Genomic DNA, 20005 nt, shown 5'->3' with positions numbered 1-20005 from the left:
CTTCTTTCGTCCCGTCCATCAACCAACACCACCACCAGGAGCCTGAAGTGACCGACCTCAAGGGCCAGACCGTCCTCGTCACCGGAGCCAACCGCGGTATGGGCCGCGAGTACATCACCCAACTGCTCGATGAGCGCGGCGTGGCCAAGGTGTACGCGACCGCGCGCAATCCGGAGACCATCAACATCACCGATGCCCGCGTCGTCCCACTGCGCCTGGACGTCACCGACGCCGCATCCGTCGCCGCGGTATCCGACGCAACCCCCGACGTCGGGGTGCTGATCAACAACGCCGGCCTCCTGCGCGGCGCCTCGGTACTCTCGGCCGACACCACCGCCTTGCGAGAAGAGTTGGAGACCAACCTGTTCGGGCCGCTGGCGATGGCGTCGGCGTTCGCCGACCGGATCGCCGACCGCAACGGCGCGATCGTCAACGTCTCCTCGGTGCTGGCCTGGTGGCCGGTCGGCGCCAGCTACGGCGTCACGAAGGCCGCGTTGTGGAGCGCCACCGATTCCATGCGCCTCGAACTGGCGTCCCGCGGTGTGCAGGTGATGGGCGTCTACGTGGGGTTGGTCGACACCGACATGGCGTCCTTCGCCGGCGACAGCCCCAAATCCTCACCGGTGGAGGTGGTGCGTCAGGTACTCGACGGCCTGGAGTCAGGCGCCGAGGAGGTGCTCGCCGACGAGATGACCCGCCAGGTCCGCGCCCAGCTCGGCACACTGATCCACGATCGCTGATCCGCGCCGGCAGTTGATCGACATCTCATCGGCCGCGACGGCCCGGCTGGGACGACAACAGTGGGCCGAGCTGAGCACCCTCACGTTTAACGCAAACGAAACCCGGCCAACAGCGCCGTAACGCGCCCCGCTCCTAACGTTCGGTGTGATCACACATCACGAACGCTGAAGGAGCGCGGTGCATCCTCATCCGATTCAGGTGGCGACGGTGGGCGACGAGGTCTACCGCCGGCTGCGCGCTGCCATCACCGCGGGCACCGTCGCGCCGGGCACCAAGATCTCCATCCGATCGCTGGCCGACGCGTTCTCGGTCAGCACCATGCCGGTGCGAGAAGCATTGCGCCGCTTGGAATCCGACGGACTGGTCGTCTTCGGCCGCCGCGTCATCACGGTCAGCAACATGTCCGCCGAGCAGGTCACCCAGGTGTTCCGCATCCGCCTGCAACTCGAGACCCTGGCCAGCGAATGGGCCATCGCCCAAGTCACCGACGACGACGTCGCCGACCTGCGCGACATCCTGGCCAAAATGGACCGCGACGACATCGGCGTCGACGAATGGCGTTCCCTCAACCAGGATTTCCACCGCCGCTTCTACGACTGCGCCCGCAGTCCCGACCTGCTGGACCTGATCGGCCGGGTCTGGGACAAGGTCGAGCCCTTCATGGCGATCTACGCCTCCACCGTCGAAGACTTCACCGAGGCGCACCGCCAGCACCTGGAGATCCTCGACGCCATCGCCGCCCGCGACACCTACACGCTGCTGCTCAAAACCGCCGAACACTCCGACTACACCTCGCGGACCGTCACGGCCGCCCTCTCCCAGAAGGACCAATCATGAACGACGAGTACGAATCCGTTCCCGTCCCGGCCGCCGCCCGCCGGTCGCTGTTCTCGGTGGCCAGCGTGTGGGCCGGTTTCCCGATGATCATCACCGCGGCCGTCACCGGCGCCACCCTGGTGCACGGACTCGGTTTCGGGGGCGGGATGGCCGCCATCGGGCTCGGCAACCTGTTGCTGTTCCTCTACGTCGGCACCCTGAGCATGCTGGCCGCCCGCACCGGGCGGAACTTCTCCCTGCAAGCCAGCGAGACCTTCGGCCGCACCGGCTACGTGGTGTGCTCCGGGCTGCTGTCCACCCTGGTGCTCGGCTGGTTCGCCGTGCAGACCGGTCTGGTGGGCGAGAGTGTGGCCGGCGCGTTCGAGGTGAACAAGACGGTGATCGTGCTGATCGCCGGGGTGTTGTTCACACTGTTCACCCTGCTGGGCATCCGCGCGCTGTCGCTGATCGGGCAGATCTCGGTGCCGCTGTTCCTGATCCTGGGGATCGTCGCCGCCGTGCGGGCCGCCGGCGACAGCTCGGTGGACATCCTGGGCTACGCCGGTGACCCGTCGATGGGCCTGGCCCTCGGCGTGGGAGTGACGCTGGTGTTCGCCCTGTTCGCCGACTCCGGCACCATGACAGCGGATTTCACGCGGTGGGCGCGCTCACCGCGCGATGCCTGGATCGCGACGGCCGCCGCCTTCCCGGTCGGCAACGGTATCGCCATGGTGATCGGCGGGTTCATCGCCGCAGCGGCCGGCGGCTCCGGTGATGTCTTCAGCATCCTGGCCGAGGGCGGCGGCGTGCTGGCCGTGATCGCCGTGCTGTTTCTGTTCATCAACCTCGGCTCGGTGTGCACCCACTGCCTCTACAACGCCGCCGTCGGCTGGTCGACCATCCTGGGCAGCCGGATGCGGATCCTCACCGCGGTCCTGGGCGTCATCGGCATCATCGCTGCGACAGCGGGGATCTGGGACTTCTTCATCAACTGGCTCAACCTGCTCGGCATCATCGTCCCGCCGATCGGCGCCATCCTCATCGTCGACCAGCTACTGGCGCGGCGCACCGTCACCGGCGCGACCCCTGCCTTCCGGTGGCAGCCGTTCCTGGCGTGGGCCATCGGGTCCGGCGCCGCCCTGCTGGTCGACAAGCAGGCACCCCAGTTGAGCACCGTCGTCGTCGGCCTCATCACCGCCGGAGTGGCCATCGCCGTGCTCAACCGCCTCACCACCGACACCGCATCGTCTGCACCCGTCACCGAAGGAGCCCTGCGATGAGCTTCGACGAACTCACCATCACCGACCTGCACAACGGATTTCGTTCCGGCACCATCACCGCCGTCGCCGTCACGCAGTGGTACCTCGACCGGATCGCCGAATCGCAGCTCAACGCCGTCGTCTCGGTCAACCCCCACGCACTGGCCGAGGCCACCGCGGCCGACGAACGTTTCGCCGCCAACGGCGTCACCGGTCCGCTGCACGGCGTGCCCGTGCTCGTCAAGGACCAGGCCGAAACTGCAGGCATCCCCACCAGTTTCGGCTCCCAGCTGTTCGCCGGTTACCTGCCCGAGCAGGACGCCACCGTGGTGCAACGACTGCGTGCCGCCGGCGCGGTGATCCTGGCCAAGACCACCATGTGCGATTTCGCCGCCGGCTGGTTCTCGTCGTCGTCGCGCACCGGGCACACCTCCAATGCCTATGCACTGGACCGTGATTCGGGTGGCTCCAGCGCCGGAACCGGATCCGGAGTGGCCGCCAACCTCGGATTGGTGGGCGTCGGTGAGGACACCGGCGGTTCGATCCGCATCCCGGCGTCGTTCAACAACCTGTTCGGGTTGCGGGTCACGACCGGCCTGATCAGCCGCGCCGGCTTCTCTCCGCTGGTGCACTTCCAGGACACCCCGGGGCCCATGGCACGCACCGTCGCCGATCTGGCCTCGCTGCTGGAAGCCATGGTGGGGTACGACGCCAAGGATCCGTTCACCGCCGTGGCCGCCACGGCGCCGCGTCGGCCCTATGCCGGGGCGGTGGCCGCACCGGAGGCGACATTGCCGATGCGCGTCGGCATCCTCGAATCCGGCTTCGGCGCCGACGACGACCCGCGCAGCGCCCCCGTCAACGCCGTGGTGCGGGCGGCGATCGACCAGCTCGCCGGCCTGGGTGCCCAGCTGGTGCCCGGGCTGGAGATCGCCGACCTCGACGAGGCCATCGCCGAGACGTCGGTGTACGTCAAACAGTCCAAGGCCGACGTCACCGCGTTTCTGGCCGGCCGCGACGGCCCGGTGCAGTCGTACGAGCAGATCTACTCCCAAGGCGCCTTCCACCCGGAGAACGACCTGTTCCACGGCATCATCACCGGCCCGGACGACCCCGACTCCGACCCCGAGAATCTGCGACTTCGGCTCAACCAGCAGCACTTTCAGCGCCGCGTCCTGACCATGTTCGCCGACGGCGACCTGGATGTCATCGTGTACCCGACCGTCCAGGTGGTCCCGCCCACCCATGACGAACTGGCCGCCGGCCTGTACACCGCGCTGACCTTCCCGACCAACACCGTGATCGCCTCACAAGCCGGTCTGCCGGCCATCAGCATCCCGGTGGGCTTCACCCCCGACGGGCTGCCGGTCGGACTCGAGGTCCTGGGCACGCCGTTCTCGGAGGAGGTGCTGCTGCGGTTGGCCGCGACCTGGGAGAAAGCGGCCAGTCCCCGTCGCGCACCGGAAGTCGCGCATGCCTGAGCGGCGTCTGGACCTCAATGCCGATCTGGGTGAGAGCTACGGCTGGTACCGCTTCGGGGTGGACACCGAGCTGATGGGACTGATCACGTCGGCCAACGTCGCCTGCGGGTTCCACGCCGGGGACTCCAAGACCATGCGCGTGACGGTCGATCTGGCGGTCTCCCACGGTGTGCGCATCGGTGCCCACATGGGGCTGCCCGACCGATTGGGTTTCGGGCGCAGGGAAATCGAGATCTCCGGCGACGACGCCTACGACTACTCCCTGCACCAGATCGGCGCGTTGAACGCATTCGCGCGCCGCAGCGGTGCGGCGCTGCATCACATCAAACCGCATGGCGCGCTGTACATGATGGCCTCGCGCGATCCGGAGATCGCCGACGGGATCGCCCGGGCTGCGTCCGAACACACCCCCGGGGTGGCGATGTATGCCCTGCCCGGGTCCGCTCTGGCGAAAGCGGCCGGCAGCTACGGGCTTCCGGTGGTGGGCGAGTTCTTCGCCGATCGGCCCTACACCGACGGGCAGGTGGTGATGTTCGGCTGGACCCTTGAGCAGATCGGTTCGCCGGATGATGCCGCGGCCCGCGTACGTGCGGTGCTCGACGACACCGAAATCGGCACGGTGTGTGTCCACACCGACACCCCGGGTGCGGTGGCCATGCTGTCGGCCGTACGCGACATGCTGTCGACGGCCGGGGTCGCGGTGGCCGCACCGTAGTGTCGACCTCCTACTGAGGCACTGCCGGTGAATCGTGGGGCAGCGAACGTGCGAAAACTGCGCAGATGTCCCGGCGTGTTGTGTGCAGACACGCGCGCTCGCGCCAGTTTTAAGGGGTGGCGACCGGGGTCAGGGGGAGAGCCAGCGGCCGATCCCCACCGGGTCGGCGATGTGGTCGGGCGTCACCCGGCGCAACGCCGCGTTCACCGCGACGGGGGCTTCACAGCTGGCCGGGTCCTGCAGTACCACCCGTCCCCCGGCCGCCTGCACCGCCGCACACCCGGCGGCCCCGTCCTCGTTGGCACAGGACAGCAGCACAGCGGTCACCGAATCGGACAGCCCGGCCGCACTGGAGAACGTCACGTCCAACGACGGCCGTGAGTGGGCCACCGGCGGATCCAACGTCAGATGAGCCCGCACACCAGGCGCGGTGTCATAGTGCGTCACCGGTGTCTGCGGTTGGTGTGCCAGGGTCCGATTGCGGCCCAGGAGCAGGTGATAACCGGCCGGTGCCACGGTCACCGTGCCCGGGGGACACTGCCACGGGCTGTTGTCGGGTTCGTGTGTCGGGATTGAGGTGTAACTCTGCAGGACCTGCGCCAGCGGGGACGGCTCGGGCGGACGATGCAGCACCACACACAGCACCCGGTCACCGATGTCCACCAGCGTCTGGAACACCCCCTGCAGCGCCTTCATACCGCCCGCGCTGCCCCCGATGACGATCAGGTCAGGGCCGGACATGCCGGCCCTGATCGGTGACGTAGATGCCCTGACGCCGATCCAGCGCGGTGAACAGTTTCCTGCCGTCGGCGGTCAGACTCTCGCGCGGCCCGATGACGAGATTGCCGAAAGGAGCCAGGCTTTCGCGGAAGACGACCTCGGCCCGGTGCTGCAGCGTCTCCTCGAAGTAGATGAAGACGTTGCGGCACATGATCAGATTGAACTCACCGAAGGTGCTGTCGGTCGCGAGATTGTGGGAGAAGAACTCCAGCCGCGCCCGCAGATCCGGGCTGAGGATGCACCGATCATATTTGGTGACATACCAATCCGAGAACGGCCGCTGCCCGCCGCTGGCCTGATAATTACGGGTGGCCCGCACCATGGCGTCGGCCGGGTAGATGGCCGACGTCGCGACCCGCAGGGATTCGGTGTCGATGTCGGTGGCGTAGATGGTGGCCCGGTTCAACAAACCCGCTTCGTCGAGCAGGATCGCGACGGAATACGCCTCTTCCCCGGTGGCGCAACCTGCGATCCAGATCCGGATCCGCGGATAGGTGGCCAGCCTGGGCAGCACCTCCGAGCGCAGCGCGGCGAACACCGAAGGGTCGCGGAACATCTCGGTGACGTTCACCGTCATGGTCGCCAACAGCGCGCCCAGCAGATCGGGGTCGCGCAGCACCCGCCCCTGGGCCTCGGAGATGGTGCCCAGCGAATACCGGTCCACGAACGCCCGCAGCCTCCTGTTGCGGGAGGCGTCACTGTAATGGCGGAAGTCGTACCCGAAGTGTTCGAACACCGTGTAGAAGAACGCTTCTGCTTCGATCCGGGTCAGCTCCCGGGACGGAGCCGACTCGGACTTCGCAGACCTGCCCGCGGGCCCGCCCGTCAGTTCTCCGGCGATGTCCGCCGCCCCTTCGGCCGACTGGCCAGCCACACCCGTAACACCGAGGTCAGCTGGTCCATGTCAACGGGTTTGGTGACGTAATCCGATGCGCCCGCATCCAGACACTTCTGCCGGTCACCCTTCATGGCCTTCGCGGTGAGCGCCACGATGGGAAGGTTACGCCAGCGCGAATCGGCCCGGATCCGGCGCATCGCTTCGTAACCGTCCATCACGGGCATCATGATGTCCATCAGAACCAGCCCGATCTCCGGGTGGGCGGCCAGGGTGTCCAACCCCGCTTGCCCGTTGCGCGCCGGCAGCACCGTGATGCCGTAGCGCTTCAATGCGCTGCCCAGGGAGAAGACATTGCGGACATCATCGTCGACGAGCAGAACGGTGTTGCCCTCGAGGGATTCGTCGATACGCCGCGGGTTCGACAGGATCTCGCGGGCCGAAACCGGCATGTCATTGGCGACGCGGTGCAGGAACAGTGCGGTTTCGTCCAGCAACCGCTCCGGCGATTTCGCGTTCTTCAACACGATGGCAGCAGCCAGGTTCTCCAGGCGCTCGGTTTCGGCCGAGGTCAGCTCCCGGCCCGTGTGCACGATGACGGGCAGACTCTTCTGCTTGAGCTGATCTTTGATCCGCTCGATGAGGTCGATGCCGTCGATATCCGGCAGCCCGAGATCGAGCACCAGGCAGTCATACGAGGTCGCGCCGGCCAGTTCGTCGAGTACCTGCTGGCCGGTGCCGACGCAGGTGATGGCGATGTCATCACTTTCGATCATGTGCCTGACGACCTGGCGCTGATTCGCGTCGTCCTCGGCGACCAGGACATGCCGCGGCCCCGGCTTCAGGAAATCGGCGGTGGAGGTGAACATCGAACGCAGATCGGCGACCTCGGCCGGCTTGTGCAAGGTCTGGATGGCACCCATCCGGCGTCCGCGACCGTCGTCCTCGGATCCAGACACGACGTTGACCGGTATGTGACGGGTGGCGAGATCGTGTTTGAGGACGTCGAGCACCACCCAGCCCGCCATGTCCGGCAGGCCGATGTCCAACGTGATCGCCGCGGGCTGTTTCTCCTTGGCCAGTCCCAACGCCATTCGTCCGCTGGGCGTGATCACCGAATCGAACCCGGCCTCCGTCGCCAGTTCCGCCAGCATGCGCGCGAAGGTCGGGTCGTCCTCGACGATCAGCAGGACGGGCTTGGTCCCCTGTGGCCACGCGACGGCCGAGGTGTCGACATCGCCGAAGCGCGTGGTGGATTCGTCGTCGGCGGCCGGCTCGGCGACCGGTGCCTGCGGCGCCGGCGGGGGCACTGCGCGCTCCACCGGGCCGACCGGCGCGGCCCCGACAGGCAGGTGGCAGGTGAACGTCGACCCCTGTCCCAGGGCGCTGCGCAGCGAGATGTCGCCGCCGAGATGGCGGGCCAGCTCACGGCTGATGGCCAATCCCAGACCGGTGCCGCCGTACTGCCGCGTTGAACCCCGCCCGGCCTGCTGGAAGGACTCGAAGATCAGATTGTGGTCCTTCTCGTCGATACCGATTCCGGTGTCGGTGACCGCAAGTGAGAGATACCGGCCGCCCTGGTCACCGACCGCATCCATGACGCCGGTGAGCTCCACGGTCACCGAACCCGCCTCGGTGAACTTGATCGCGTTCGCCACCAGGTTCTTCGCGATCTGTTTGACCCGGGTGTAGTCACTGGTGAACTGCCGCGGCGCCGAGTCGTCGGCCGCCACGCGGAAGGCCACCCCCTTCGACTCGGCGATGGGACGGAACGTGCGGTCCAGGAAGCTGACCAGCTCGGCGACGTCGATCGATTCGCTCTCCAGGTACAACGACCCGGACTCGACCTTGGCCAGGTCCAGCACCTCGTCGATGAGATTGAGCAGGTCCTTGCCCGATTGCTGGATGGTCTCGGCGAATTCGTGTTGCTTGTCCGACAACGGCTCGTCCGATTCGGTCAGCAGGCCGGCCAGGATCAGGATGCTGTTCAACGGTGTTCGCAACTCGTGCGACATGTTCGCCAGGAACTCGGACTTGTAGCGCGACGAGACCGCCAGCTCCTCCGCCTTGGCCTCCAGCGACACGCTGAGGCGCTGCAACTCCTCGTTCTTCTGCTCCAGTGCGTGCGCCTGCGACTCGAGCCGTTCCGAGCTGGCCCGCAGCTCCTCCTGCTGTGAGCGCAGTTCCTCGGTGGTCTCCTCCAGCTCGGCGTTCTGCGAGGAGAGCAGGTCTTCCCGTTGCGTCAGTTGCTCGTTGGCGGCGCGGAGCTCTTCTTCCTGGGTCTGCAACTCCTCGGTCTGCGCCTGGGAGATCCGCAACAACTCCCGGGTGCTGCGCGCCGACTCGATGGCGGCCAGTGCCACGCCGGTCCCCAGGGCGATGCTCTCCAACAACTCGACGTCGTCCTCGGAGAACAACCGCAGCCCAGCCAGTTCCAGGACACCGAGCACCTCGGTCTCGAACTTGATGGGGATCAGGATCAGCGATATCGGCGCGGTCTTGCCCAGGCCTGAGACGATCTCGACGTAGTCACCGGGCGCACCGGTCACCTCGATCCTGGTTCCCTCCAACGCGCACTGTCCGACCAGTCCCTCCCCCAGTCCGTAGGAGGTCGGCAGCCCCTTGCGGCGGTGGAAGGCGTACGACGCCGTGAGCGCGAACCGGCCGGGGTCGTCGGCCTGACGCAGATAGAGGGCACCGTGTTTGGCGTCGAGCGCCTGCGCGGTGCGTGACACGATGATGGTGCCGGCGGCGGCCTGGTCCTGTACGCCCTGCACCTCCGTCATCAGCTCGGCCTGAATTTCCTTGGAGCGCCGCGCCTTTTCGCTCATGTTCGCCGAATCCGTGACCGTGCGGTGGATGTTTCGGCTGGTCACGAACATCAGCGCCCCGAGCACGGCGACGATGACGCTGGCAAAGGTCCACAGGATGGTCCGGCCGGTCCTTATCGCCTGTCCGGCCGCCTCGCTGGCCTGGTCGGCGGCCCTCACCTTCTGGTCCTCGATCTGGCGGAGCTGGCTCGCCAGCAGATCGGTCTGATCATCGGACTGGCCCAACGCCACGGCGGCGTCGCCCGTCCGCGTAAAGAGTTCCAGCTCGGCCCGGTAATCCTCTTGGAACGCGTCCCATGTCGCCAGCGCCTGCTGGTACTGCAGGCGGCTGTCGCCGTCACCCTCCTCGTCGGCATTCCGCTGGAGTTCGGTCTCGATGGTGTTGTCGAGCTCGTCGAGAGCGTTGGTGAGCTCGGTTTGTTGGGCCGGGTCTTTGGTGACGAGCAACCGGTTGTAGGTGGCCAGGAAGGTCTGCACATCACGGCCCACATCGATCGCGGTGATCTGCTCGCTCCTGGCCGCAGCCCGTTGCTCGTAGAGCCCGGAAATCCGGTTGGTCTGGATGGTGAACAGGATGTTGGCCAGGATGACCGCCGCGACGGCGGACCCGCACAGAATCGCCAGACGTTTCGCAAGCGTCATGCCGGCGTCACCGTCCGGCTCTCAGCATACGCGGCCAGATCCCCCGACTCGATGGGGTGCGAGTAGAGAAAGCCTTGGTGCAGAACGCATCCCGCGTTCAACAGCCAGTCGGCCTGTTCCTGCATCTCGACTCCCTCGGCGATCAGGTCGACTTCCATACATGCCGCCACGGCGATCTGACTGCGCACCAACCGCTGTGCGCGATCGTTGTGGTGGACTTCGGCGATGAACGAGCGATCGATCTTCAGCCAATCCGCGGGCACGTACATCAGATTCGTCATGCTGGCATGCTCGACACCGAAATCGTCGATGGCCAGACTGAATCCGATGTCGCGGGCGTGGCGCAAGGCGGCGTGAGCGGGAGCCGGATCGCCGTTGAACGCCCGCTCGGTCAGTTCCAGGCACACACTGTCCGGCGCTATGCCGCTCTGTTGCTGCGCATCCACCAGATAGTCGAGGAACGAGCTCTCGAGCAATTGGTCCGGAGACAGATTCACGTGCAACTTCAACCCACGTTGCCCGAGGGACGCGAAATCGCCGAAACTGCGCGAAACGATCCACCGGCCGAGCGGCCCCACCTGCCCGGTGGCCTCTGCCAGCGCGATGATCTCGCCGGCGGGGATCTCTTCGCCTCTGACCTGCCACCGGACCAGCGCCTCGAGTCCGAACAGCGCGCCCGTGGCGTAGTTCACGATCGGTTGGTAGACCATCCGGAAGTCCGATCGCGCAATGGCATCGGACACCTCGGCCCGCAGGTACGCCTTGCCCTGCTGCCGCGAGCCGATCGCGTCGGTGTAGAGGACACACTCCGCTGACCGGTTCTTCTTCGCTTCGAACATGGCCATATCGGCCTGGGTCAGCAACTCCTCGGCGGTGTGGGCGCTGATGCCCAGGCATGCGATGCCCATGCTGAGCGACGGACGCAGGGTGGCGTTCTTGCAGAAAACCGGTTGCGACTGAACCTGTTCCAGGATCCGGTTGCCCGACATGACGGCCGCCTCGGTCGAGGAGACTCCTTCCACGACGAGGATGAACTCGTCGCCGCCGACCCGGCAGACCAGGGTGTCGGTGCCGACCGCCGAGCGGAGCCGGGTGGCGACTTCCAGGAGCAGTTCGTCGCCGGTGTCATGGCCGTAGGTGTCGTTGACGAACTTGAAACGGTTGACGTCGACATACAGCAGCGCGACCAGATCCTTGTCGGCCTCGTGCTGCCGGGTCAGCACCGCCAGTCGCTCATTGAGCTGGCGGCGGTTCGCGAGATCGGTCAGGGGATCATGGCTGGCGAGATGCCTGATCTCGGTCTGTGCGTGCTTGATCTCGGTCAGGTCGTGGACCACGACGGCCACCAGCAGGTCGACGGAGTCGCCGATCGGCGACAAGGTGATCATGACGTCGACGTCGCGCCCGTCCTGGGCGGCCAGCGCCATCTCCAGTGAGACCTCCTGGCGCGTCGCCAAGGTGGCGTCCAGGTGCTCCTCCAGCTTCTGCCGGTCCGAGTCCACCGCGAGCTCCACGATGGCGCGGCCCAGCAGCGCATCGGTATCCGTGCTGAACAAGGCGATGGCGGCCTTGTTGCAGCTGCGGATGACACCCGAGACGTCCACGGCCAGAATCGCGTCGCCGGTGGCCTGCATGACGGCGGCGTATTCGGCCTGCACCCGGTACAGGGTGGCATTGGAGATCGCCAGGGCCGCCGCCGCGGACGCGCCACGGAACAACGCGGCTTCCGTCTCGGTGAAGGCAGGGCCGTCGGGTCTGCCGACACAGACGACTCCGAAGCGCTGGCTGCGGGCGGTCAATTCCTCGACCATGACAGCTCCGTAGGACGCCGCAGACTGCACCTGGCCGGGCGTCGGGTCCACCATCAGAGCGTGCAGCAATTCCGAGGTCCGGCCCGATTCGGTGTGCGAAACCGATTCATGCCACCCGTGATCCGGGGTCGGCAGGCGCAGCACGCACTCGGCGTCGAACATCTGGCTCAGCTCGGTGACGATGGTGCGTTCCAGCGAAGGCAGGTCGATGCTGGCTTCGGCGAAGATGTTGGTCAGCCGTTCCCGACGGCGGGTGACGGCCAGTTCCTCCCGTTGCCGGATCTCGGCGGAGCGGGCCGCCTTCAGCTGGTCTTCGTGCAGCGCCGCTGCCGCACGACGCAGCCGGGCGAAGGACTGGTCCAGCTCCAGCAAAGCCTTGACCTTCGCGAAGAGCACCTGCCGGGAGACCGGCTTGACCAGGAAGTCGACCGCGCCGAGGTCGTAGCCCCGGTGCAGGTCGCCGTCCTCGGCCATTCCGGTGAGGAAGATGATGGGCGTGGAGGCCAACTCCTCGGCATCCCTGATCAGCGCGGCCGTCTCGAACCCGTCCATGCCCGGCATGTTGATGTCCAAGACGATCACCGCCACCTGGCGCTGGAGCAGCACGGTGAGCGCTTCTTCACCGGAACCCGCCTGGGCGATCTCACAATTGAGCGGAGCGAGCACGGTGCACAGCAGGTCGCGGAGGCGTGCGTCGTCGTCGACTACGAGAATCACCTGTTGGTGGTCGGCCGACAGGGGCGCCGTCGCACCTTCCGACACCATCTCGGGGACACGCAAGCCGACTTCACCCGCCTTGGTCTGGTGCGAGCCATCCGACCCGCCACGTTTCGAGCCGCTGACGCAACACGGCGGCGTCGACCGCGAAGCAAATCATAGTTGGATTGCTCGGTTATGGCAGCAGAGCTGGCGGGCAACTGCGTGTACCGCCATGGACGGCACGGCTTTCGCACCGGGTTGAATTCAAACCCGTGCTGACGAGCGCACGCTCTTGTACGGGCGAGCGCGGCGTGTCCTGTACAGACACGCGCGCTCGCGCTTGATGGGTGGGGCCCGGGGGTTAGATCGGGATCAGGCCATGCTTGCGCTGCACACGCTGGATCTGCTTGTCGCGCAACAACCGCATGGCACTGCGCAGCTTGAGCCGGGTTTCGTGCGGCTCGATCACCGCGTCGACGTAGCCACGCTCGGCCGCGATGTAGGGCGTCGCCAGATTCAGGTTGTAGCCCTCGATGAAGTCGGCCTTGATCTTCTGCACCTCGGGGGCGTTCGGATCGGGGAACCGCTTCACCAGCAACTGCGCCGCACCCTCGGCACCGATCACCGCGATCCGCGCCGTGGGCCACACGAAGTTCATGTCGGCGGTGAGCTGCTTGCTGCCCATCACCGCATACGCGCCGCCGTAGGACTTGCGAATGGTGATCGTCACCTTCGGCACGTCGGCCTCCACGACCGCGTACAGGAATCGCCCACCGCGCTTGATGATCCCGTTCTTCTCCTGCTGCACACCGGGCATGAAGCCCGGGGTGTCGACCACGAACACCAGCGGGATGTTGAACGAATCGCAGAACCGGACGAACCGGGCGGCCTTGTCGGATTCCTCGTTGTCGATGGCACCGGCGTTGTACATCGGCTGGTTGGCGATCACACCGACGGTGCGGCCGTCGACGCGGGCGTAGCCGGTGATGATCGCCTGGCCGGCTTGTGCTGCCACATCGAGGAATTCGCCGTCGTCGAAGATCCGGATCAGGATCTCGTGCATGTCGTAGCCCATGTTGTCGGCGTCCGGCACGATGGTGTCGAGCTCGAGGTCGTGCGGCGTGACCTCGGGTTCCAGACCCGGGTTGACGATCGGTTCGTCGTCGAAAGTGTTGCCGGGCAGGAAACTCAGGTAGTCGCGGACGTACTGGAACGCGGCCTTCTCGTCCTCGACCACCTGGTGGATGTTGCCGTAGCGCGCCTGGTTGTCGGCGCCGCCGAGTTCGTCGAGTGAGACGTCCTCACCGGTGACGTCCTTGATGACGTCGGGACCGGTGACGAACATGTAGCCCTGGTCGCGCACGGCGACGATGAGGTCGGTCTGGATGGGCGAATACACCGCTCCGCCAGCACATTTGCCGAGGATGATGGAGATCTGCGGCACCAGGCCACTGAGCAGTTCGTGCCGGCGGCCCAGCTCTGCGTACCACGCCAGCGACGTCGCGGCGTCCTGGATGCGGGCGCCGCCGGAGTCGTTGATGCCGATGATCGGGCAGCCCACCATGGCCACCCACTCCATCAACCGGGCGACCTTGCGGCCGAACATCTCCCCCACGGTGCCCTGGAACACCGTCTGGTCGTGGCTGAACACCCCGACCGGGCGGCCGTTGATGGTGGCGTGACCGGTCACCACGCCGTCGCCGAACAGCGCGTTCGGATCACCCGGGGTCTTGGCCAGCGCGCCGATCTCGAAGAAGCTGCCCGGGTCCACCAGCGCGTGGATGCGGGCGCGGGCACTGGGGATGCCCTTCTTCTCCCGTTTGGCCACAGCCTTTTCGCCGCCGGGCTCCTTGGCGAGCTCCAGTTTCTCGCGCAGCTCGGCGAGCTTTTCGGCTGTCGTCGCAGCTGCTGATTTCACCGGGTTCTCGCTCACGCCACGCTCACTTTCCCTGGTTGGCTTGGATCTCGTTGATCGCCTGGCTCAGATGCGCCCCGACCTTGGCGATGTAGGGCTCGTCGATGGCCTGGATGTGCTCACCGCCGATGTTGACCACCTCGAGGTCGGACACGAACTCACCCCAGCCGCCGTCGGGCTGGCGGGTGGCGTACGCGGGCTCGAAGGTGATGGCGTCATCGTGGTAGCGGTCGGCCATGTACAGCGTGACGTGCCCGTCGTAGGGCTTGATGTCGGCGACATCGAGCGCGCGCTGATCCAGGTACGACGTGCGCTGGTGCTCGATGATGCCGCCCGGGATCTGCACCCCGGAATCCTTGACCGCATTGAGCACGAACTCGACCTGGCCCGCGTCGTCGAGGTTCTCCAGCTCCTCGTACGGGATCGCCGGGATCTGCACGTTGAACGTCTTCTCGGCGAACTTGGCGTACCGGTCCCAGCGGGCGCGGGTGCCTTCCTTGGACGTGTCGATCGGCACGCCGGGGCGCACGCAGTCGATCAGCCCGACGAAGCGGACGTCGGCGCCGGCCTCCTTGAGCCCGATGGCACACGCGTAGGACAGCGCCCCACCCAGTGACCAGCCGGCCAGGATGAACGGCTTGTCCCCGTTGAGTTCGAGCAGCTTCGGCACGTAGACCGCAGCACGCTCCTCGATGGTGCCCTCGACCCGCTCGAGGCCGATCATCGGCGTGTGCGCCGGCAACCGGTTCAGCAGCGGCTCGTACACCACCGTGGAACCGCCGGCGGCGTGGAACACGTACACCGGAACCTGGTCTTCGGACTCGGCCTTGCGGATGGTCCGCACGAACCCGTCGAGCTCACCGGCCTCGAGGAACTCACGCACCGTCGTCGAGAGCGCCTCGATGTTGGCGGCGGCCGTCACATCGTCGGCGGTGATGGTGCCTTCGGAGCGTTCCGAAAGCCGCTGCGCGAGTTTGGCTGCGGTGTCGTCGTCGAGCGCCGGCAGCGTGTTGAAGATGCCACCCGGGCTCTTACCGGTGACGATCGCCCAGGTGGCGAACGTCAACCGCTCCGCGGCATCCCGCGGCGGCACATCGGAATTGAGCGCCTCGGCGATGGCCTGCTGATTCAGCGCCGCGGCGGCTGCCGCCAGATTCGGCTGCTGCTGCCTCGACTGCCCGCTGGGATCGGTGGGCGGGGGCGGCAGGGGCTTGTCACCCACAGGGTTGGTGGGCGGGGGCGGCACAGGGTTGGTGGGCGGGGGCGGCACCGTCGACGGGACGTCGGCCGGTGTGGTGTCCGCGCTCTCGACCGCCTTCTCGTTGAGTTCGGCAGCTTCGGCCGCGGTTCCCGGTTCGACCTCGGGCTCGGCCAGCTCGGTGAGGCGCTGTTCGATCTCGGCGGCCGTCGAGGCCCCGCCCAGCAGCTCGGCCTGCGCGGCCGCGACCTCTTCTTCGCTTGCCGTGCTCTGGAATTCGTGCAGCTGCGCCACCTCGTCGCGGTGCTCGACCGCATACGCGATGAGCTTCTCGACGTTGTACAGGTTCGCGTCGCGCACCGCGGTCAACTGGATGGGCGGCAGGTCGAAGTCGTACTCGACGCGGTTCTTGATCCGCACCGCCATCAGCGAGTCCAGGCCCAGCTCGATCAGCGGGACCTCCCACGGCAGGTCCTCCGGCTCGTAGCCCATGGCTCCGCCGACGATGGCACCGAGGCGGTCCGCGATGCTCTCACCGGAATCCGGCGACCACTTGGCGAAGCCGGCAGCCAGACCCGCGCCCGCCGTCAGGTTGTCCGACAGGATCTCGGCGGCATCGTCCACGGAGTCCTGGACCTGCTCAGGTGCAGCGGTGAGCTCCGTGGTGGCCACTCCCACCGCAGACGCCACGGGCAACGCCCCGCCCTGCCCGCCGCGGGCGACCACCGCGTCGTACACCAGGGTGAAGGATTCCTCGATGCGGGCGTGCACCTGCACCGACGCCCCACCGGGGTGGCGGGTCAGAGTGGTGACCAGCCGGGCACCGTCACCGGGAATGGCGCGTTGCTCGAATGCGGTGAGCTGTGCATCGGGAAGCACCTGTACCGCAGCGGCTTTCACCAGGGCGACCAGATCCGTAGCACCACGGGGTGCGAACTCCCAGACGTGCTTGCCGTCCGGCAGTGACACGTGGGCACCCGGCAGCACACCGGAGTTGTCGCCGGAGAAGTGCACATCGAGCCAGTGCGGCTTCCGGCGGAAACGGGTGGGCGGGATGTCGGCGTACTCCGGTTCTCTGGAAAAGAGGGTCCGGATGTCGAGGTCGTGGCCGTAGACGAACAGGTTCGCCATGGCCGTGGTCATGGAGTCGACCTCGTCCTGCTTGCGCGCCAGGGTCGGGATCAGTTGCCCGTCGTGCAGGCCCGCGCTGGCCGTGGTCAACCCGACCTGCATGAGCGCCACGGGATTCGGCGCCAGCTCCAGGAAGGTGGTGTGACCGTTGTCGACGGCGTTGCGGATGCCCTGGGTGAAGTAGACGCTGTGCCGCAGCCCCTTCTTCCAGTAGTCGACGTTGTGGATCGGTTCCGCGCCGGCGCGGATCAGCTGCCCTTCGTGCACGGTCGAGAAGTACGCCGTCTGAAGCGGTTTGGCTTCGATCCCCTGGATTTCAGCGGCCAGCTCGCCGAGGAGCGGGTCCATCTGCTGGGTGTGGCTGGCGCCCTTGGTCTGGAACTTGCGGGCGAAGCGGCCCTCTGACTCCGCGCGGGCGATGATCGCGTCGACCTGCTCGGGCGGGCCGCCGATGACCGTCTGCGTCGGGGCGGCGTACACGCACACCTCGAGATCCGGGAAATCGGAGAACACCGTTTTGATCTCGTCGACCGAGTACTCCACCAGCGCCATCAGCCGGATGTACTCACCGAACAGCATCGCCTCACCCTCACCCATCAGGTGCGAGCGCGAGCAGATGGTGCGAGTGGCATCCTCGAGCGACAACCCGCCGGAGAAGTACGCCGCGGCGGCCTCGCCGAGCGACTGTCCCACCACCGCACCGGGTTTCGCACCGTGGTGTTTGAGCAGCTCACCGAGCGCGACCTGGATGGCGAAGATCACCACCTGGGTGGTCTCGATGCCGTAGTCCTGTGAGTCATCAAGGATCAGCTCGACGATCGAATAGCCGAGCTCGTCCTGGATCAGGGCGTCGACCTTGTTGATCCACTCGGCGAACACCTCGTTGCGCAGGTACAGACTCTTGCCCATCTTGCGGTGCTGCGCACCGAATCCCGCCAGCACCCACACCGGGCCGTTGGTGACGGGCCCGTCGGTCGAGAGCACCAGCGGGCTCTGCTTACCGTCGGCGACCGCGCGCAGACCCTTGACGGCCTCGTCGTGGTCGTGAGCCAGGATGACCGCCCGGGAGCGGCCGTGGTTGCGCCGCGACAGCGAGCGGCCGATCGCCTCCAGAGAGGTGGCGCGGCCTTCTTCGCTGTCGATCCAGTCGGCCAGCTCGGCCGCGGCCAGCTTCTTACGCGAGGTCAGGAACGCCGAGAGAGCCAGCGGCACAATCGGCTTCGTCGGATTCTCCGCCTCCGCGGCCTCCAGCTCCTCGCGGGCGACGGCCAGCAGGCGCAGGGCCTCGTCGGTGAGGCCGGGCAGCTGGTGCTCACCGGATTCGCCGTGGGACTCGTTGCCGTAGAAGTCCAGCGTGCCGTCATCACCGGCCGAGTCATCGTCGTCGTGAATGAACTCGCCGTACTCGTCCATCCGTACGCCGCCGACGTAGACCGCGTTGGCGTCGTCGTTCTTCGCCTCCGGCGCAACGGTTTCCGGCTCGGGTTCCGGCTCCACCAGATCCGAGGGCAGTACCTCGCGCACCACGATGTGGGCGTTGGCGCCACCGAAGCCGAACCCGGAGACGCCCGCGACGGCGTGACCGCTGTAGCGGGGCCAGTCGGAAACGGTGTCGTTGACCTTGAGGTGTTCGCGGTCGAAGTCGATGTACGGGTTGGGGCCGGCGTAGTTGATCGACGGCGGGATCTTGTCGTTGTGCAGCGACAGCGCCACCTTGGCCAGGCTGGCCGCGCCGGCTGCCGATTCCAGGTGTCCCACATTGGATTTCACCGCACCCAGCAGTGCGGGCTGCTCGGCCGGCCGGCCCTTGCCGACCACACGGCCCAGGGCGTCGGCCTCGATGGGGTCACCGAGGATGGTGCCGGTGCCGTGCGCCTCGATGTAGTCGACGGTGCGCGGGTTGATACCGGCGTTCTTGTACGCGGTGCGCAGCACCTCGGCCTGCGCGTCCGGGTTGGGCGCCAGCATGCCGTTGGACCGGCCGTCGTGGTTCACCGCACTGCCGGCGATCACGGCGAGGATCTCGTCGCCGTCGCGGCGCGCGTCGGCCACCCGCTTGAGCACCAGCATGCCCGCACCCTCGGCGCGGGAGTAGCCGTCGGCGTCGGAGGAGAACGACTTGATCCGGCCGTCGGGGGCCAGCACCCCGCCGACCTCGTCGAAACCGATGGTGACCAAGGGGGTGATCATCGCGTTCACACCGCCGGCCACCACCACGTCGGCCTCGCCGGTGCGCAGCGCCTGCACCCCCTCGTGCACGGCGACCAGCGACGACGAGCACGCCGTGTCGATGGCCATCGACGGGCCGCGGAAGTCGTAGAAGTACGACACCCGGTTGGCGATGATCGAACTGGTGGTGCCGGTGATGGCATACGGGTGAGCGGTGGCGGGGTCGGCGACCGCCATGAAGCTGTAGTCGTTGTTGGACGCGCCGACGAACACACCCACCTTGCTGCCGCGCAGCGACGACGCGGGGATGCGCGCGTGCTCGAGCGCCTCCCACGTCAGCTCCAGCGCCAACCGCTGCTGCGGGTCGATGTTGTCGGCTTCCATCTTCGACAGCGCGAAGAACTCGGCGTCGAAACCCTTGATGTCAGACAGGTAGCCGCCGCGGGTGCGGGCCTTGGCGACCCGCTCGGCGATCCGCGGCTCGGCCAGGAACTCCTCCCAGCGGCCCTCCGGCAGATCCGTGATGGCGTCGCGGCCTTCCAGCAGCGCCTGCCAGGTCTGCGCCGGGGTGTTCATGTCCCCCGGGAACCGGGTGCCCAGACCGACGATCGCGATGTCGTATTCGCCGTCGACCGTCGCCGGCGACCGCGACCAGTCCTCGTCGTCGTCGACCGCCTCTTCCTCCGGCTCGCCCTCGACGATCACCGTGGCCAGCGCCTCGATGGTCGGGTGCCGGAAGGCGGTGGTGGCGCTGACGGTGACGCCGGTGAAGTCCTCGATGTCCGAGGCCATGGCCACGGCGTCGCGCGACGACAGGCCGAGCTCGACCATGGGTGCGGTCTCGTTGACCGACTCGGGTGACTGCCCGGTGGCATTGGCCACCCAGTTGCGCAGCCACGTGCGCATCTCCGGGACGCTCAGCTCGTTGCGCGGCGTGTTCTCGGGAGTGTTTTCAGACATTCTTGCTAGGCCTCACTCAAAT

General features: G+C 67.0%; 11 protein-coding genes. 5 read left to right on the top strand and 6 right to left on the bottom strand.

Going from position 1 to position 20005, the window contains the following annotated elements; genetic code table 11:
• Nucleotides 1–47: 47 nt before the first annotated feature.
• The 5 genes from NL241_RS00835 (at nt 48) to NL241_RS00815 (ending at nt 5012) form a co-directional block, all read left to right on the top strand.
• Nucleotides 48–740, top strand: coding sequence for an SDR family oxidoreductase (locus NL241_RS00835; protein WP_487692232.1), 693 nt, complete (start codon nt 48–50; stop codon nt 738–740).
• Between the two features lie 178 nt (nt 741–918).
• A complete protein-coding gene (locus NL241_RS00830) occupies nt 919–1578 on the top strand; it encodes a GntR family transcriptional regulator (RefSeq protein ID WP_494396510.1) in 660 nt (219 codons plus the stop codon).
• A complete protein-coding gene (locus NL241_RS00825) occupies nt 1575–2837 on the top strand; it encodes a cytosine permease (protein ID WP_494396509.1) in 1263 nt (420 codons plus the stop codon). The genes NL241_RS00830 and NL241_RS00825 overlap by 4 nt, the downstream gene beginning before the upstream one ends.
• The gene (locus tag NL241_RS00820) at nt 2834–4297 is read left to right on the top strand and encodes an amidase (protein WP_494396508.1); all 1464 of its coding nucleotides are present in this window, start codon (nt 2834–2836) and stop codon (nt 4295–4297) included. The genes NL241_RS00825 and NL241_RS00820 overlap by 4 nt, the downstream gene beginning before the upstream one ends.
• Complete coding sequence (locus NL241_RS00815) at nt 4290–5012, top strand: 5-oxoprolinase subunit PxpA (protein ID WP_494396507.1); 723 nt, start codon at nt 4290–4292, stop codon at nt 5010–5012. The genes NL241_RS00820 and NL241_RS00815 overlap by 8 nt, the downstream gene beginning before the upstream one ends.
• A 129-nt stretch (nt 5013–5141) precedes the next feature.
• On the opposite strand, the gene NL241_RS00810 is transcribed toward NL241_RS00815, so the two are convergent.
• The 6 genes from NL241_RS00810 to pks13 all read right to left on the bottom strand — a co-directional run bounded on the left by NL241_RS00810 (nt 5142) and on the right by pks13 (nt 19983).
• Nucleotides 5142–5753, bottom strand: a complete 612-nt coding sequence (locus NL241_RS00810) for a chemotaxis protein CheB (protein ID WP_494396506.1) — start codon at nt 5751–5753, stop codon at nt 5142–5144.
• Nucleotides 5740–6666 carry a CheR family methyltransferase gene (locus NL241_RS00805; protein ID WP_494396505.1) on the bottom strand — a complete coding sequence of 309 codons (927 nt, stop codon included), beginning with the start codon at nt 6664–6666 and terminating at the stop codon, nt 5740–5742. The genes NL241_RS00810 and NL241_RS00805 overlap by 14 nt, the downstream gene beginning before the upstream one ends.
• Nucleotides 6618–10100: a response regulator gene (locus tag NL241_RS00800; protein ID WP_494396504.1), complete on the bottom strand. Its 3483-nt coding sequence runs from the start codon at nt 10098–10100 to the stop codon at nt 6618–6620. Before NL241_RS00800 ends, NL241_RS00805 begins: the two co-directional genes overlap by 49 nt.
• Nucleotides 10097–12691, bottom strand: a complete 2595-nt coding sequence (locus NL241_RS00795; RefSeq protein ID WP_494396503.1) for a two-component system response regulator — start codon at nt 12689–12691, stop codon at nt 10097–10099. Before NL241_RS00795 ends, NL241_RS00800 begins: the two co-directional genes overlap by 4 nt.
• Before the next feature lie 280 nt (nt 12692–12971).
• A complete protein-coding gene (locus NL241_RS00790) occupies nt 12972–14528 on the bottom strand; it encodes an acyl-CoA carboxylase subunit beta (RefSeq protein ID WP_487692352.1) in 1557 nt (518 codons plus the stop codon).
• A 22-nt stretch (nt 14529–14550) separates the two neighbouring features.
• On the bottom strand, nt 14551–19983 hold the full coding sequence (pks13, locus tag NL241_RS00785) for a polyketide synthase Pks13 (RefSeq protein ID WP_494396502.1): 5433 nt from the start codon (nt 19981–19983) through the stop codon (nt 14551–14553).
• Between the last annotated feature and the right edge of the window lie 22 nt (nt 19984–20005).

The sequence above is a fragment of the Mycolicibacterium sp. SMGY-1XX genome, from assembly GCF_059132455.1.
Note: the sequence above shows the minus strand (reverse complement) of the source record. Positions and strands in the feature narration are given on the sequence as shown.